The 16,929-nt window shown below is 35.6% G+C and carries 11 protein-coding genes; 6 read left to right on the plus strand and 5 right to left on the minus strand.

The window, feature by feature from the left end; translation table 11 throughout:
* Positions 1–429: 429 nt before the first annotated feature.
* Positions 430–1,335 (minus strand): YitT family protein, encoded by a 906-nt coding sequence (locus tag L6471_RS07975; protein WP_237797660.1) that lies wholly within the window; start codon positions 1,333–1,335, stop codon positions 430–432.
* Between the two features lie 199 nt (positions 1,336–1,534).
* Between L6471_RS07975 and L6471_RS07980 the strand changes: the two genes are divergently transcribed.
* From L6471_RS07980 to L6471_RS07995, 4 genes are all read left to right on the plus strand, one after another.
* Positions 1,535–3,289, plus strand: coding sequence for a sugar-binding domain-containing protein (locus L6471_RS07980; RefSeq protein ID WP_237797661.1), 1,755 nt, complete (start codon positions 1,535–1,537; stop codon positions 3,287–3,289).
* Positions 3,290–3,602: 313 nt separating this feature from the next.
* On the plus strand, positions 3,603–5,516 hold the full coding sequence (locus tag L6471_RS07985; RefSeq protein WP_094449014.1) for a hypothetical protein: 1,914 nt from the start codon (positions 3,603–3,605) through the stop codon (positions 5,514–5,516).
* Positions 5,517–5,550: 34 nt separating this feature from the next.
* A complete protein-coding gene (locus L6471_RS07990; RefSeq protein ID WP_006282322.1) occupies positions 5,551–6,672 on the plus strand; it encodes an OmpA family protein in 1,122 nt (373 codons plus the stop codon).
* An 84-nt stretch (positions 6,673–6,756) separates the two neighbouring features.
* On the plus strand, positions 6,757–7,914 hold the full coding sequence (locus tag L6471_RS07995; protein ID WP_237797662.1) for a hypothetical protein: 1,158 nt from the start codon (positions 6,757–6,759) through the stop codon (positions 7,912–7,914).
* A gap of 84 nt (positions 7,915–7,998) precedes the next feature.
* Here L6471_RS07995 and L6471_RS08000 read toward each other — a convergent pair whose 3' ends face one another.
* The 3 genes from L6471_RS08000 to L6471_RS08010 form a co-directional block, all read right to left on the minus strand.
* Positions 7,999–9,033 carry a hypothetical protein gene (locus L6471_RS08000; RefSeq protein ID WP_027453711.1) on the minus strand — a complete coding sequence of 345 codons (1,035 nt, stop codon included), beginning with the start codon at positions 9,031–9,033 and terminating at the stop codon, positions 7,999–8,001.
* 289 nt (positions 9,034–9,322) lie between these two features.
* Positions 9,323–10,141 (minus strand): Cof-type HAD-IIB family hydrolase, encoded by an 819-nt coding sequence (locus L6471_RS08005; RefSeq protein WP_027453712.1) that lies wholly within the window; start codon positions 10,139–10,141, stop codon positions 9,323–9,325.
* 6 nt (positions 10,142–10,147) lie between these two features.
* Entirely contained in the window at positions 10,148–11,410 is a 1,263-nt protein-coding gene (locus L6471_RS08010; protein WP_074614288.1) for a D-alanyl-D-alanine carboxypeptidase/D-alanyl-D-alanine-endopeptidase, read from the minus strand.
* 601 nt (positions 11,411–12,011) lie between these two features.
* Between L6471_RS08010 and ettA the strand changes: the two genes are divergently transcribed.
* Together ettA and L6471_RS08020 are read left to right on the plus strand one after the other, a co-directional pair.
* Positions 12,012–13,709: an energy-dependent translational throttle protein EttA gene (gene ettA / locus L6471_RS08015; protein ID WP_006282317.1), complete on the plus strand. Its 1,698-nt coding sequence runs from the start codon at positions 12,012–12,014 to the stop codon at positions 13,707–13,709.
* A gap of 376 nt (positions 13,710–14,085) precedes the next feature.
* Positions 14,086–14,952: a hypothetical protein gene (locus L6471_RS08020; protein WP_006282316.1), complete on the plus strand. Its 867-nt coding sequence runs from the start codon at positions 14,086–14,088 to the stop codon at positions 14,950–14,952.
* Positions 14,953–15,055: 103 nt separating this feature from the next.
* On the opposite strand, the gene L6471_RS08025 is transcribed toward L6471_RS08020, so the two are convergent.
* The gene (locus tag L6471_RS08025; RefSeq protein ID WP_027453715.1) at positions 15,056–16,516 is read right to left on the minus strand and encodes a sodium:solute symporter; all 1,461 of its coding nucleotides are present in this window, start codon (positions 16,514–16,516) and stop codon (positions 15,056–15,058) included.
* Between the last annotated feature and the right edge of the window lie 413 nt (positions 16,517–16,929).

The following is a 16,929-nucleotide window of genomic DNA, read 5'->3' on the forward strand; positions in this document are numbered from 1 at the left end:
TTTACACAAGAAGCATCTCAATTTGAGATGCTTCTTGTGTAAAAATACAAACCGGTCTGCTCTCGCGAGCAAGCCGGTCGAAACTAAATTAACATATGATTAGCGGATAAAAAAATTTCTTTCATTGAAGTCTTTAAATAATTAATATATTCGTTAAAAAGCAATAGTAATTGGATTATAATTGGAAAGCATGAAATTGTATTTCTACAAGATCATCCATTCTATGGATTTCGGCTTTATGCCAACAGAAATATCATGTTTGAATTAATACTTGTTGAGTTTTTATAATTTATTATTCTCATTATTCTGTTTTATCATGATAGAATGTTTGTACGTATGTTCATATGCAAAGGTAGCAATTATTTCTGAATTGTGAAATAATTGCTATCTTTTTTTACATTTTTTTGTTATATTCTATACATTATGTATTTATTCTTTACTTTCTTTTTTGGGGGGTTGTGATTTATTATGGACCTTAAACTGGTCAAATCCTTCACCAACAACAGCTTGAACATTACTCTCTGTAACAAAGGCGTTTGGATCTATTTCGTTTATGAGATTAAATATTATATTTTTTTCTCTACGCTTTGCCATAATGAAAAGCATCTTGACATCTCGTCCTGTATAGAAACCGTGTGCTTCTATAACAGTAGCTCCTCGATGTGGGTAAACAGCGATGCGTGATGCGATTTCTTTATATTTTTTGCTAATAATAAAGAACTGTACATTTTTTCTTCTACTTTCAAACACTTGGTCAACGCAGAAACTACTAACGCAAAGTACTACATAACCATAAATCACTTTTTCCCAATTGTGAAGAACAAGGTAGGATGAAGAAATGATAATAATGTCAATTATCATGATGATTCGTCCTAATGAAATATCACGATATTTATTAATAATCGCTGCTACGATATCTGTACCGCCGGAAGATCCATTATATGACAGCGCCAGACCAATTCCTGATCCGCAGAAAATTGCTCCGATTAGTGCGGCCATGAAGGGTTGGTCGGCCAACAAATGTTGGCTAGCAGCTGTTATGCTGAAAAAGGATGTATAAAAGGTGAGGATAATAACGGCAAAAATGGTTTTAACGCAGAATTTCCAACCAAGAATTTTTAGTGCTATCAGTAATAAAATAGCGTTGATAACAAAATAGCTAGTCTGTGGTGGAATGCCTGTACCCCAATATAGTACACTGGCTATACCCGGTACTCCAGAACTGGTTATATGGTTTGGTAACAAGAAAAGGGTCCATCCCATTCCGTATGAAATCATGCCTATGGCAATCATTAGATAATCTCGGAGCTCTTTGAAAAGCATTTTATTTTCCATTTCTCTCTCGTATTAGCGTAGAAGTTTAAATTGCTGTACAAAGGTAGTGTTTTTTATATGTTATTCGATAATGTTTTGCTTAATTTTTTTTTATCTGTCACTTTTTGCTTTAAAATATTGACTTTTTGTTTCGCTTTATGAAGAATATCGCATTTTATTTATATTTTTGCGGTATATTTGAAACTAGTTTTATTTGTAAATGAAAAAATTATTACTTGCATCTTTTTTAACCCTGATGGGGATACCAGTCTTAGCTCAAGTACCTGATACGATTTCTTTTAATGAAACTTGGCTTTTTAAGATGTATCGTTCTGCAAACGTTGTTCCTCAAAATGTAATGAGTGCAAATTTTGATGATTCTCAATGGACTTTTCAGATGATGCCTGCACAATGGCGTGCTATTCCTCAAAAATGGGCAAAAGATAATGTCGTTGGTGTTTATCGTGGATGGGTTAAACTGTTGCCTGAATGGGCCAATAAGAGTACTCGTGTTATGCTACATGTAGGTAATAGTACGGCTCCAATGGATATCTATGTTAATGGATTTAAGGTGGGGATTACTTCTAAATATTATGCTACTATGGAGTATGATATTACGAAATATTTAAAAAAAGGCCGTAACCTTTATACTTTCATAATGAGTCGTTGGGAAAAAGGAGAAACGGCTTTACTTCCTGGTATAATTAGTCCTTCTTTTATTTATCGCTTGAAGAATGGTGCCGAGCCAGTTCTTAGTAAAATTCCTGATGAGGTAAAAAATGGAAAAGTCAAGGGAATTCCCGTTCGTATTATTGATAGGTTATCTGTAGAACCTCCTACGGGATGGGTTGAGTCTCCTAAGCATACTCGACGTACGATTGATTTGATCAAGCGACTCAATTATAATGCTGTTGCATATAATAAAGCTTCTTCTGAAAATTCGTTTATGGAGGCTTGTGAAAACAATGGTATAGCTGTGGTTCGTGCAGAAGCGCCAACCCAAGAGTGTTTTATTGATGAGAGGGGACAGTTTACGGATGCAGGTTTACGTGCACTTCATCAAACGCAGTTGTTAGAGGCTAAGCTTGTAGATGCGTCTCATGTTCAAGTAAAAATTAGCAATAAGGATGTTTATAAAGATTTCAAAGGTCTGGATTTGATATGGCAGTTGTATGCTAATGGACATGTTATTGATCATGGCAGTATTCCTGCGGATCTAGCTCATTTGAGTAGTCGTGAATATGCTATTAGTTGTAAGCAAGACGAGGTACCTGTAAATGAGGAACTTATTCTTAAAATGATTTATCAGGACCATAAATCTGGTGATGTGTTTGGTTATGATCTTCTAGTTCTTCGTCCATATAATGCCAGTGACGCAATTGCTAAGGGAGAGGCAAAAACTCAACAATATAGTGAAATGCGCAAGCCAAAATTGATTGACAAAGAGATGCTTGAAGTAACGTGTGATGATTATACCGTAACATTCGATAAAACAACAGGTTATCTTACAAAGTATACGTTGTTTAATCATCATTATCTCACTGGAATTCGCCCTGCGGTTTCTTGCCATTTAAATAATATTACAGTTAGTAAGCCCGACAAGAAAAAGCCAACAGTCGTAGTAGTTCATTATAAAGGAGATGGTGATACACGTGATTTCACAATGACTTATTCTATTTCATTGAGTGGAGTATTAACTGTCAGCATAACAAACAATACTAGCATCCAGCTAGATTATACTCCGTATATGGATCAATTAGAGTATTATGCTAAGGGAGATATAACTCCTATATATTCACGAAAATATAATAGTATGGTTGCTGATGTGAAGTGGTGGGAACAGATGGAAGCCAGTGGTTATGGGTTACGTTTGATTTCAAAAGAAGGATTTGGAATAATTCCAGGTAAAACTAAGACTCAAATGACTATTGTTCCAACAGTTAAGAATTTTGCATTAAATTTATTTCGTAGGTAATTTTTGATAGAGAATAATAAGGTGTAAAGGTTGTTTGCTTTTGCACCTTTTTTAGTTTAATAGACTATTACTTGTATAATGTAACTTATTGCCCTGATTTTATTCTTGATTTATAATATTAAAGTGTCTTTTTTTTAAAAAAAAACAAATAAATGTTTGGATACTATTAAAAAAAAAATTAATTTTGTTCCCATATTGTAGATAAAAAGAAAATAAGTTAATGGGTTAAATCATGAAAATCATATTATAATCCATCAGATTTATGTTTAAGAAAAACATATATATTTATTATTAAATAAAAAATTTAAGTCAAATGAAAAACCGTTTTACTAAATTGTATCTTGCTTTTGGAGTTGTGTCTCTTACAGCAAGTACTTTCGTATCTTGTAAAGATTACGAAGGAGATTCAATTTGGAAAGAGAATGTTGCTAAGACTATGTCTCTTTTTGAAGCTTACAGATTACAACAGGATGCTTTAGGTAAGCAAGTTGTTATTAACAAAGATTCAATTTACACTCTTGCTCAAGCAATTGCGGCAAACAATCAAAAATTACTTGATCATGATGATCTGATTGCTGGTCTCTCTGAAGATTACAAAAATCTTTATAAAAAGGCAGTTGCAGATTCTGCGACTCTTGCTGCTGCAGATTCTTTAAATCACTTGCATGATTCTTTGGCAATTAAAGCTTTGGATGTAAAGGTTGATACTACAGTTGCAGCTTTGACAAAGGCTTATCAGACAGCAGATTCTTTGCTTCAGGATCAGATTGATTCTTTGGATGCTCGTGTAACCAAGATAGAAGAAGCTCTAAAGAAAAATGTAACAAGCGTAGAAATCAATGGTACATATAATCCAATCTATGGTACATATGCAATCCCAGCAGGTAATGTCCGTTCTACTATTCTTGGTACATTCTATGGTGATTTTGATGCTGTAAACTTCCCTAAGGCCGTATCTGGTGTTATCTCGACTTCCGAAGTAACCGGTGTAACAAGAGTCGGTGGTGGTGTTGTTGTAACTGGTGATGGAGCAACAGGTAATGCTGGTCGTCTTTATGCGACTTTGAATAATTGGAATGAGAATAACTTGGACTTTACTGGTAAGACAGGTGTTCTTGTTAAGACTAGTGGAGAGGTCGTTCCTGTTACTTTGTCAGAGGCAGCTAAGTCTTCTGATGAGTTGACATATGGTTATTCTCGTGCTACAGTAGATGTTCCTTTCTATTCATTCGATGCAACAATAAAGCCAGAGAATGTTAATGATGTCAAGTCTAATGTATCTCTTGAAAATATTAAGGAACTGGTAAGTGAAGTTAAGAGTGCAATTCAAAATAGACAGGTTAACTCTACAAAGATTGCAGGTTTGATTTATAACAACATCCATAATGTACTTCCTCAGTTGGCACTTAGTGTAAACAATGCTGAGAATTATGGTAATGCATTCTCTAACTCTGTTATTGCTGCAACAGCTATCAAACCTTTATCTTATACTTCATTTGAAAACTTTAACTATACTTTGGATCGTCTAAAGATTAACATGATCAGTAATGATTTGAAGTTAACATATAATGATGTTGAGATTGGTTCTATTACAGTTAATGAAGAATTGAAAACTGTAACTGTTGTCGATGCTAGTGGTAATAAAATAGGTACAGCTTCAATTAAAGATTTTGTAGATGGTTTGCAGAATCAGATTAATAGTAAGTTGTCTGCTACAGCAAATGCATTGAATGAAAATTTGAGCCAGATTACGAAGTTCAATGATTTGATTAGTAAGGGTGTTGCTTTGCAGGATAAGTACAATAACTTTATTTCTCGAATAGCTAACTACATTAACAATGCTAATCATTATTTGCAGCCAGTTGTATTGGTAGCTAATAATAATACTTTCAACCAAGTTCCAACAACAGCTGTTGCTGGTGCTATGCCTGTAGCTAATGGTTCTAACCTTTACTTAACAACTTATACAGGTGAGATGTTGACTCCTGCTTACAAGAGATGGATTAAAGTTAACAAGGTATACAATTCAATAGCTGATGCTGCTACTGGTGAAAGTGGTACTGCTGTTACTTCTCAGCCTGCTGGATTCGGCGAAGTTTTTGATGGTTCTCAGAAGGTAGTTCAGATTAGTGGCTTGACTTCAGGTAAAGTTTATGAACTTGTATATGAGTGTATTGACTTCCATGGAAATATTGCAGCTACTAAGTTGTTTGTAATTGCACAGTAATTCACATTGGTAAAATTTTAAAGAAAAATCGATTATGAAATTTAATAATATTTTATTATCAAGTCTTTTGCTCATGGGCGTAGCTTCAGCTAACGCTCAAGAGCCAGCCAAGACTGTTTACGACTTTCAGCCACATTGGTTCGTACAATTGCAAGCAGGTGGTCAGTATACATTAGGTGAAACTAAATTTTCAGATTTACTTTCTCCAACTGCACAGGTAGCGGTAGGTTATAACTTTAATAAGGTATTCGGCATGCGTCTTCAGGCCAATGCTTGGCAGAGCCGTGGTGGTTGGAAGCTTGATGGTAACAAGTATAAGTGGAAATACAATTATGTTGCTCCTGGTGTAGACTTTATGTTCAACTTGAGTAATCTTTTCTGCGGTTTTAATCCAAATCGTGTTGTAGATGTTACCGTATTTGCTGGTGCAGGTGCTAACATTGCATGGAATAATGATGAGGCTCAGACTGTTTATGGTCAGATTGCTGCTCAATTGCCTTATAGTCAAGGCGTTGAAGGCCAGAATCTAGATTATCTTTGGGATGGTTCTAAAGTACGTTTCGTAGGTCGTGCAGGTGCTGATGTTGATTTCCGTGTAAGCGATCGCGTTAAGATTGGTATCGAGGTTAATGCTAATGTACTTAACGATCACTATAACAGCAAGAAGGCTGGTAACCCAGATTGGTACTTTAATGCACTCGCTGGTGTAAAGATAGCTTTGGGTAAGACTCATACAAAGCGTGTTGTTGAGGCTCCAAAACCTGTTGAGCGTATTATTGAACGTATAGTTGAGAAACCAGTTCCAACTCCTGTTAAGGAAGAAAAGAAAGTAGAAGCGCTTCGTAAAGATGTATTCTTTACAATAGGTTCTAATAAAATCTCAGCTACAGAGGAGGCTAAGATTAAGGAATTGGTAGATTACTTGAACGAGAACAAGGACGCTAAGGTTGCTGTTACAGGTTATGCAGATGCTGGTACAGGTTCTGCTAAGATTAATGAGAAAATTGCAGCTAAACGTGCTCAGGCTGTTGTAGCTATGCTTCGTGATAAGTATGGTGTTTCAGAAAGCCGTATTACTTCAGATTCTAAAGGTGCTTACATTCAGCCTTTCAGCGAGAATGATAAGAACCGTGTTTCTATCTGTATTGCTGAATAATCTTAATAGATTATAAATTTACAATACTCTGTCTGTTCATCTATTATAATGTTGCAGGCAGAGTATTTTTTTAGTTATGCTCTTATGAAAAAGAAATTATTCCTATTATTTTTCAGTTTGTTGAGTTCTTCAACAAATTTTGCACAGGAGGTGGCCACAGGATATTATCGTGTACAGAATGCTAATACAAAGCGATATGCCGCATTATATGATACCAAAGCAAAAGTAGATAAGCTTGCTACTAACGCAGATTTGTCTGCTATAAGAACTTATTATTATTATGATCGCATCGTTTCTGATCCTGCTTCGGTGATTTACATTGATAGTGAAAATGGTAATTATGCTTTAAAGGTTCAGGGAAGTTCTACTCGCGAGATGATGGGTGAATATTCTCTGATTATTAAAAAGGCAAGTGCTATTGCGTATACCGCTTATGGTACTTATAACAACTATAGTGTGTATTTGTGTGATGAGGGGTTTGATGATGGAAAAAGCTTTTCAAGTGATGCTGATACTTTGGCATATATGGCTACTTCTGGTAATCTGAAATATTGGTATATCAATGCTATTAGTTCTGCTGATGATACCAATTATTTCGGTTTCAAGCCCGATTTAAAAGTGGGTAATGATTACTATCAGAGTTTCTATGCATCATTCCCATTCTCTTTTGCTTCCACAAATACTAAAGCGTATTATATAGATAAGAAGAGTGATGAGCGTGGAATTGTTGAACTTAAAGAGTTTACAGGCCAAGATTTACCAGCTTCTACACCAATGATTATTAAGAGTAATTCTGATAACCCTTCTGATAATCGTGTCAATCTATTGACATCATCTGTTACAGCTCCTTCAGATAATTTACTTACGGGTGTTTATTTTTGTTCGGTGCCTTCACAGTTTGTTTGGTATGATCAGATTTATAATCATGATAATTATGTAGAGAATAATCCAACTACTATGCGTGTTCTTCAGGTACAAGATGGTGCATTAGTTTTGAAGAAAGTAGACTGGAAATATATTCCTCGCAATTCATTCTACATGTCTGTTTCTACCAGTGCACCTGATGTATATCGGGTTTTGTCTCCTGAAGATTATTTAACGGGTATTCATGCTGTAATTTCTGATTCTCAATCGGAGAAGGCTGGCGATGTATATAATCTTTCAGGTCAAAAAGTAGGGGACAATACTGATATATTACCTCATGGGGTCTATATCCAAAATGGTATAAAGATTTTGAAATAGGTATTTCATTTGACGATAATATATGAAAAAAGCCGTAAATCAGTGATTTGATTTATGGCTTTTTTCTAGTTTTATTTTTTGTGATTACCACAATTTACGACTAATTTTGAGATTGATGACAGGATAAACACCAAGTGTTTTTATAAAGTTCATTTTACTCTTTATACTATTCTTGTAATCTTTTAAATCGCGGGTCATATCGATAGTTTCTGTGCTATAGCTATATGAGCTAATACCTGTATCAGAATCAATAGATGCAGTTTCTATCGTTCTATCAATATATATGGCAGGTCGACCACCCCAAAACATGACACCTGCATCAATACCAATTTTCCAGTTATCGTTGTTTTTGGTCATTCGTCCAGAATAGCCGAAACCGATATATGGTTTTAATGGGTTAACCTTGGCTGTTGCACGGATATAACCAGCTTCATCAGGTTCGATATAACATTGTTCACCTGTTGATTTCAAGGTTCCTATGCTATAGTGCATTCTACCATAACTAATAAATCGCTCAGCCATTTCTTCATTGTATACATCCATGTTATTGACATGATAGAAAGGTTCATTGTTAATAGATTTCGTATACATATTGTTATAAAGACCTACAGCGAGAGTTGTTATCATGTCATCTTGGGATACCTGAGAATCAGCAAAAGTACTATTTCCCCAATAGATACCTCCTGTTAAATACCAATTCTTATTCTTAAAGGGATGAACGTCTACCAAAACGCTGAAATTGTAGAATTTAGGACGTGCTTCCATAGTAAGGTCTTCGTCTACAGTGAATCCTGTGTAGTCTTTCATGGTAGCCTGAAGTTTATCAAATTTTGTTTCCACGCGGTTGCCTTGTTCGTCATATTTAGATTCAGGAGTATCGCCTACCTGAGCCGTAAAATGCATATTATACAGGAAATGGGGCATAAAAGAGAAGCCTGCGCGTATGCCAACTACTTTTGATAATTTGGTAGAAAGCTCTACACCGATACCTGTAGTACCAGCTGTCATATTCAGGTCTATATTATTAAAAGCCTTTGGCTGCTGGTCATTCTGTTGGGCTATAATAGGAACAGACGTGAACAAAATTACTAAGCTAAGAAGAATGGTTTTTCTTGTCATTTTATTTTAGGTTTTATATTATTTCACAAAATTAGGTACAAAGATACATAAAAAAATGAAAAATTTAATTTAACACTAAAAAGTTAATAATTTTTTAGTTATAAAAGATTGGAAAATGACCCTCACGGGCAATTTCCCAATTTTTTACTAATAAAAATAATCTAATAATATTATATTTCGGTTATATTTCTTATTGATTGTATTTTGCAAATTTATAAGAAAAAACCCTCAAAGTGGGGTAATTTCTTTCACTTAGAGGGTAATTATTTGTAAAAAAGAGGTTTAGTTTCTATTTTACTATATTTGTGATAAATTTTTCTACTACATGGGCCACACCATCTTCTTCATTAGAGAGGGTAACATAGTCTGCTGACTGTTTTACTTCTTCTGCAGCATTGGCCATTGCTACACCAAGTCCAGCATATTTTATCATGCTTAGGTCATTATAGCCATCTCCACAAGCGATAATATTTTCACGTTTGATACCTAGTTTTGTTATCAGCCGTTCGAGTGATTGTGCTTTGTCTATGCCTAGTGGTACACATTCAAGGAAAAAATCAGCAGAACGGTACACGCTGATTTTCCCTTCCATTTCTTTAGCCATGTGCAGTTCAAGTTCATGAAGTGGGATAGGATCGCCCACGACAAGGCATTTATTGATAGGGTATTTTATTTGACGAAGAAAATCGTCATATTGTTCTACAGGCATTTTATTGATGAATGCCTCATGCTGTACGTATTGATCGTTTTTATTGGTCGCAGCAATACCCTCACCTTGATAGGTAAGAATATGCATACCTGCATTTCTTGCTTTTTGATAGATCTGAGGTACCAATTCCTCATTCAGTTTCTGCTCGAAAAGTACTTCATGATTACTCCAGTCGGTTATCTTTCCACCATTAAATGACATGATAAATCCACCATATTTGCCAATTTCTAGTTCGTCGGCTAGTGGAGTAATACCATAAGTAGGTCTTCCGGAAGCCAGAACCACTCTTACCCCCATCTGTTGTGCTTTCATTAAAGCAGTTTTTGTCTTAGGTGTAATTTCCTTTTTTGCGTTTGTCAGTGTGCCGTCTAGGTCGAGCACAATCATTTGATATTTCATATTTTTTTATTTTACAAGTACTTGAGCTAGTTTACTTTGTAATACATGTGCATCTAATACAGACATTTCGCTATCCATGATTGCAAAAGCCAAGGTGTGACCGTTGGATGCTTTGCAAAATCCTGCAAGACTACTGATGCCATAAGGGTGTGACAGGGTACCTGTCTTAACATGTAATTTACCTCTTAGTTCTGGCTTACTTAAGAGTCTTCTGGCTGTTCCGTTTATTCCTGCTACTGAAAGGTGAGTATATAAATTTTTTCGGATAGCATTGTCCTTATAGCCATAGCGTAAGGCTGCGACTAAGGATTTAGGTGAAAGATGATTATGGGTACAGAGACCACATCCATCATGTATTACTAGCTTCTTGTCTTTTAGGCCTAAATCATTCTGTACAAACTTATATAGATAATTTATTCCAGATCGTGTAAACGTGCTGTCTTTAGCATTGATATGGTTACTGATGGTATAAAGCATGGCAGTAGCTTGCGTGTTAGAACTATTTTTCCACATACGCTGTATCACACGGTCGATGCTTCGCTGAAAACGAAAAATGCATTTTGAACCTTTTGGTGTTTTACTAAAAACAAACTGAGAATCTGCTAATTGAAAGCCTTGATTACGCAGCATGGTCTTAAATTCATTTTTAACACGCTCTTTACCCTTGTATAATAAACCGTACTGTGAGAATGATAAGTCCCATGGATACCAGTGAGGCTCGGCTGTTACAGGTTTCTGGATGGTCAAATCCATATATACTTTTCCCGATAGTTTTTTTATACCTTTCCGGTGAAGAGCATTAATAAACATCTTTAAATCTGTACCTTTCAATTGTGGGTCGAGATCTGCTTTCAATGTAATGTCGCCTTGTAGAGTGTCATTTTTAATGGTACCTCGAGTATAGATGTCTGTTGTATAGCGATAATCTGTACCCAAAAGGTGGAGTCCTGCAATACCACTGATGAGTTTCATACACGATGCTGAAGGTAAAGCAAGATTTTCGTTATTGCCATATACCGGTTTGTTGGCTGTTATATCATAAACATAAATGGCAAATTTGCCCTTACATCTAGGTTTGTTGGCAAATTCATCTAAATTATCCTTCAACTGTTGGTCTATTGTAATTGATTGACCACTAAATTTGTTGTTTTCTGTCTTCTTTGTATTCTCTTTATTTCCACATGCAGACAAAACGAAGAGAGATACCAGTGAAAGAGTGGTGATACGTATTTTGCTGCTTTTGAAATATTTATTATTAAATGTATACATTGGTTCTATTTTTTGTGTCACAAATATACTAAAAACATATGATACTCGAAAATCCAATCTTTTTTTTTAGTTTTTATTTACTCATCCTTTTTTATGCTTAAGTTTTTTCTTGTTTTAATAGTTTTCTTTTTAGCTATTGGTATTTTTCTTGCTTTTTTTTGTAGCTGATAATTTTCTTTTTTTGAATTTTGTTGACATGTATCGTCTTGTGATTTGCTTACTTGGAATTGCCATGATAGAATGACTCAAATATACAAATTGTGCAGTATTTTATATCTATTTGAAAATCAACAGTTTATGCGTTTTAGCTTCGTCAGTTTAATACATGCATGCCAAAAGTATAGTGTTTACGACTCATTAGTATAGTGTTTACAACTCAAAAGTATAATGTTTACGACTCAAAAACATGGTGTTTGTCTGTTCAGAACAAAAGTTGAAGATATCGTGTATTTTGTTTTAATCAAACAAGCACATAAATCTATCTTTTTTACTTTAAAATATGTTCAGTCAATCTATTGAAAATAGTGGTAGACTCAGAAAATTTTCGTATATTTGCAAAAGTTCGATATGATATTCAAAATATAAATCCAAAAATATATACATGGCAACAGTAGACGACAAGAAGATTATCTTCTCCATGGTGGGTGTTTCTAAAATTATCCCACAGAACCAGAAACAGATTCTGAAGAACATTTATCTCTCGTTCTTCTATGGTGCAAAAATTGGAATTATCGGTCTTAATGGTGCAGGTAAATCTACTTTGATGAAAATTATTGCAGGTCTGGAACAACCTACTCAAGGTGAGGTGGTTTGGAGTCCTGGTTATAGTGTAGGTTATCTGCCTCAAGATCCTCCATTGAATGAGGAAAAGACCGTTAAGGAGAATGTTATGGAGGGTGTACAATATGTGTATGATGCCCTTAAAGAGTATGATGATATTAATGTGAAATTCGGCCTGGAGGAATATTATAGTGATCCTGACAAAATGGATCAGTTGATGAAGCGTCAGGCGGAAGTACAAGATATTATTGATGCAACAGATGCTTGGAATATCGATTCAAAATTAGAACGTGCAATGGATGCTCTTCGCTGTCCGCCTGCCGATTGGTCTGTAGCTAACCTTTCAGGTGGTGAACGTCGTCGAGTAGCACTCTGTCGTTTGCTTTTACAAAAACCTGATGTCTTATTGCTTGATGAGCCTACTAACCACTTGGATGCAGAGAGTATCGACTGGTTAGAACAACATTTGCAGCAGTATGAGGGTACCGTAATCGCTGTTACTCACGACCGTTACTTCCTTGATGATGTGAGTGAATGGATTCTAGAACTTGACCGTGGTGAAGGTATACCTTGGAAGGGTAACTATTCTTCTTGGTTGGATCAGAAAACCAAGCGTATGGCTCAGGAAGAAAAGTCTGCTTCTAAGCGTCGTAAGACTCTTGAGCGTGAGTTGGAGTGGGTTAGAATGGCTCCAAAGGCTCGACAGGCTAAGGGTAAGGCTCGTCTGAATAATTATGAGCAGATGCTTAATGAAGAACAGAAAGAACGAGATGAAAAACTTGAGATCTTTATCCCTAACGGTCCTCGTCTAGGTAATAAGGTTATCAATGCTCAGCATGTTCAGAAGGCTTTTGGTGAGAAAGTGCTCTTTAAGGATCTCAATTTTATGCTCCCACCAAATGGTATAGTCGGAGTTATCGGTCCTAATGGTGCAGGTAAGACTACCTTATTCCGTCTTATCATGGGCTTAGAGACACCTGATGGAGGTCAGTTTGAAGTGGGTGAGACCGTTAAACTGGCTTATGTAGATCAGCAACATAAGGATATTGATCCAAATAAAACGGTTTATGAAGTAGTATCTCAGGGTAATGAAAGTTTTCGCATGGGTGGACGCGATGTGAACAGTCGTGCATACCTTTCTCGTTTTAACTTTGCAGGTACTGATCAGGGTAAACTCTGTAGTGTTCTATCTGGTGGTGAGCGAAATCGTTTACAGTTGGCTTTGGCTTTAAAGCAAGAGGGTAACGTCCTTTTGCTTGATGAGCCTACCAATGATATCGATGTGAATACTTTGCGTGCTCTCGAGGAAGGTTTAGAAGCCTTTGCTGGTTGTGCCGTTGTTATCAGTCATGACCGTTGGTTCCTCGACCGTATTTGTACACATATTTTGGCTTTTGAGGGTAATGGTGAAGTCGTCTTCTTCGAAGGTGACTATTCTGAATATGAAATCAACAAGGCTAAGCGTCTAGGTAACGATGAAATCAAGAAAACCCGTTATCGTAAGTTGATGGAAGATTAAGTTTGACGTTAATTTGAAAATTTTGCCTATAGAATATCTGTTTGTTGACAGAATTCTATAGGCGTTTTTTGTTGATAATTCTATAGGGTATTGCTAAGACATCGAAGTGTGTTTTTAGGATCGAAATTAGGTGTAATATACCTAAGATGAGCAACTTACAGCTTATTTTTTTGTAATTTATTCTTTTTTTTATTGTTGTTATTAAAAAAAGTAGTATATTTGAACAGTGAATTATAGATATCAGAGAAATTGGAATTTGGTTGAACTATTTATGAAAATAGCAAGTATAGAGGTTTTTTAATTTTCAGCTTCATGAAATACTTTATTTTGTATCCATATTCTCTTATTTTAGAAACAATATAGTTGTAACATTTTTATGAAAAAAATTATTTTTGGCTTCGCTTTAGTATCGTTAGTTTTGAGTTCATGTACCAATAGTACAGAGACAACTTCACAAGCCGAAATTAAGGGAGTAGAGTATGATAATGCCTTTATCCAGATATTTGGTAAACCAAACTCTTCATGGAATATGGGTGGTTTCAAGAGTGCAGATATGTCTGTTAGCGATGACGTGCTTGATTTGACAGAATTATTTGGGACAGATAATTCTGCTAGTGCTAAGACTAATACTACACGTGCTTTTTCTGGTGAAGACATAGATTGGACAAGTGGTCAATGGAATGTTGTGGAGCAGGGGCACGTATATCCAGGTAAAGCAAAAGAAGAAATTCCTTTTAAGTACAGAATCTTAGTTGAAGATCTTGGTTCTTCTTCTAAAAACGATATGGACTATAATGATGCAGTATTTAGTGTAGCATGTGTGAAAGGTAAATATAAAGTTCCTGGTACAGGAGAAAATACAGGATACCAACCTGGTGTATGGCTCTTTGTCCAGATTGAGGCTGCTGGAGGAACTTTGCCTATTACTGTTGATGGCAACGAAATTCATAAACTATTTGGTGTGTCAACTTCTCAGATGGTAAATACAGAAGCGGGAAAGCATGATGCTACGAGTTCTATATTGATAGTCAAGAAGGTTGCTGATAATATTACTACTTTTGATTTCAATAATGATATTCCTGTTGTGGTTACTTATGCTGATGGTAGTAAAAGTGTATTGTCTACTACTTTAACAGGTGTGCCGCATAAACTTTGTGTTCCATATAGCCATGATTGGGCAAGCGAGAAAGTTGCAATCGATGATGCTTTTTCTGATTGGAAGGATATTTTAGGAATTAAATAAATTTGTTTAATGGCATTTTATACGAGTAATTATATAATCTTAATCAAAGGTTAATCTTATAAGGTGTATAAAAGGATTTCAGCAGAGTCGCTGAAATCCTTTTTTATGCGTTCTTAAATCTTATTCTTAGATGGCATGCAAGAAAACCTATGAGAAAGATGGTTGCGGTTCCACATACGATTGTGAGATAATTGTGGATGTGGGGATTAGGTAGATGAAGCCATTCAAAAGCACTAATCCAGGCTATAATTAAAATGCCGCAAATAGTGCCGATAGCTGCATCGACATTGCATGCTCTCTTGCTAACAAACCCGAGTAAAAAGAGACCGAGCATACCACCACTGAAGATACTGCTCAGTTTCCACCAGGCATCAAGTATATTGGCTACATTGATCATCAGAATAGCAATGCACATACCTAGTAAACCGATAATTAAACCGGATATCTTAAGTATTGCTAAGTAGTGCCACTCTTTGGCTTTTGGTAAAAGAGGCTTTACATAGTCGGTTAGTACGATGGTAGACGAACTTGTAATACCGGTAGCAACTGTACTCATACCTGCTGCAAAGATGGAGGCGATAAGCAGTCCTGTTATACCGTGCGGTAGCTGATGAACTATAAAATAAGGGAATACATAATCGCTCTTGATACCTTCACTTGGTAATAGATTAGTATGCACTTGATAGTAACTGTATAGTGATGTTCCTATAAGGAAGAACATGCCAGCTACAGGTATCAGTGTCCATGTGCTCTGTTTTACAGCACGGCGAGCTTCTTCAAGAGTGTTGGTGGTATGATAGCGTTGTACATAGTTCTGATCTACACCAAAGTTCTGTAGATTCACAAAAATGCCATAAATCATACAGACCCAAAATGTGGATGTCGAAAAATCAGTTAGTGAGAAACTGCCAAGCGAAAATTTATGGTTGCTTATAGCAATGGAAAATACTTGCTGCGGACCTTCCGGCATCTCGAAAAAGATAATAATAAGACAGGTGAAAGCACCAATAATCATAATCGTAGCTTGAATAGCTTCTGTCCATATAACCCCGCGTATACCACCAAGTATTGCATAGAAAATGATAGCTATAGATGTGAGTATGATCACAGTTATGATATTCCATCCTAAGAGCATATTCATAGGAAGGGCTAAAAGAAAAATGATAGTGCCGATACGAGCAATCTGGGTAAGAAGATAACAGAATGACGCGTAGACTCTAGCCCATCGGCCAAATCTTTTTTCTAAAAATCCATAAGTGGATATACTATCCTGATTACGATAGAAAGGTACAAAGTATCGACAAGCTATCCAGGCTGCAATAGGTATGGCTAAATCGAACACAAAAGGATTCCAGTTGTGCTCGTATGACATGCCGGGATTGCCTAGATAACTAATAGAACTGATATAGGTAGATAATATTGATAAACCTACTACCCAGGAGGGAATATTACCTCCACCACGAATATAATCAGATACAGATGTCTCTTTGTGATAAAATGAAGCGCCCAAGAAGACTATACCAATTGTAAATGCAAAGAAAACAACTAGATCGATAATTTCAATCATATATTTTTATTTTGTGCAAAGGTACAAAATATTATGAAGAAAATGCTATATTAATACCGATATCGTGTATTGCCACGTCCAAATGTGGCTGAAAGTAATAGACCTGCTATAAGTATGAGTAGACAAATTGGGAAAAAAAGAACTTGCACGAGGTTTTGTGCCCATGTAAAATGTGCTATACAATAATTAATAATCACTGTATAGGCTAAACCTAATAATATATAAATTATTATACCTAAAACAATCATAGTTTTTGTGTAATATTATTCGCTGTAAATAAAATATGTTTATTCGCTTTATTTTTATTGATTACGACTATAAATTTTCCGCTAAATTATTTTGTTTTACAGTCGTTTTTATTTCTTGATTGCAAAGGTAAAGAAAAAATATCAATTATACAAGAGATAATA

It is taken from the genome of Segatella bryantii (assembly GCF_022024215.1).
Lineage (GTDB): Bacteria > Bacteroidota > Bacteroidia > Bacteroidales > Bacteroidaceae > Prevotella > Prevotella bryantii.

What these genes read in the sequence shown, in the direction of transcription:
- L6471_RS07990 (WP_006282322.1), top strand. Translation starts at nt 5,551, where the DNA reads ATGAAATTTAATAATATTTTATTATCAAGTCTTTTGCTCATGGGCGTA.
- L6471_RS07995 (WP_237797662.1), top strand. Translation starts at nt 6,757, where the DNA reads ATGAAAAAGAAATTATTCCTATTATTTTTCAGTTTGTTGAGTTCTTCA.
- L6471_RS07975 (WP_237797660.1), bottom strand. Translation starts at nt 1,335, where the DNA reads ATGGAAAATAAAATGCTTTTCAAAGAGCTCCGAGATTATCTAATGATT.
- L6471_RS08020 (WP_006282316.1), top strand. Translation starts at nt 14,086, where the DNA reads ATGAAAAAAATTATTTTTGGCTTCGCTTTAGTATCGTTAGTTTTGAGT.
- L6471_RS08005 (WP_027453712.1), bottom strand. Translation starts at nt 10,141, where the DNA reads ATGAAATATCAAATGATTGTGCTCGACCTAGACGGCACACTGACAAAC.
- L6471_RS08000 (WP_027453711.1), bottom strand. Translation starts at nt 9,033, where the DNA reads ATGACAAGAAAAACCATTCTTCTTAGCTTAGTAATTTTGTTCACGTCT.
- L6471_RS07980 (WP_237797661.1), top strand. Translation starts at nt 1,535, where the DNA reads ATGAAAAAATTATTACTTGCATCTTTTTTAACCCTGATGGGGATACCA.
- ettA (WP_006282317.1), top strand. Translation starts at nt 12,012, where the DNA reads ATGGCAACAGTAGACGACAAGAAGATTATCTTCTCCATGGTGGGTGTT.
- L6471_RS08010 (WP_074614288.1), bottom strand. Translation starts at nt 11,410, where the DNA reads ATGTATACATTTAATAATAAATATTTCAAAAGCAGCAAAATACGTATC.
- L6471_RS07985 (WP_094449014.1), top strand. Translation starts at nt 3,603, where the DNA reads ATGAAAAACCGTTTTACTAAATTGTATCTTGCTTTTGGAGTTGTGTCT.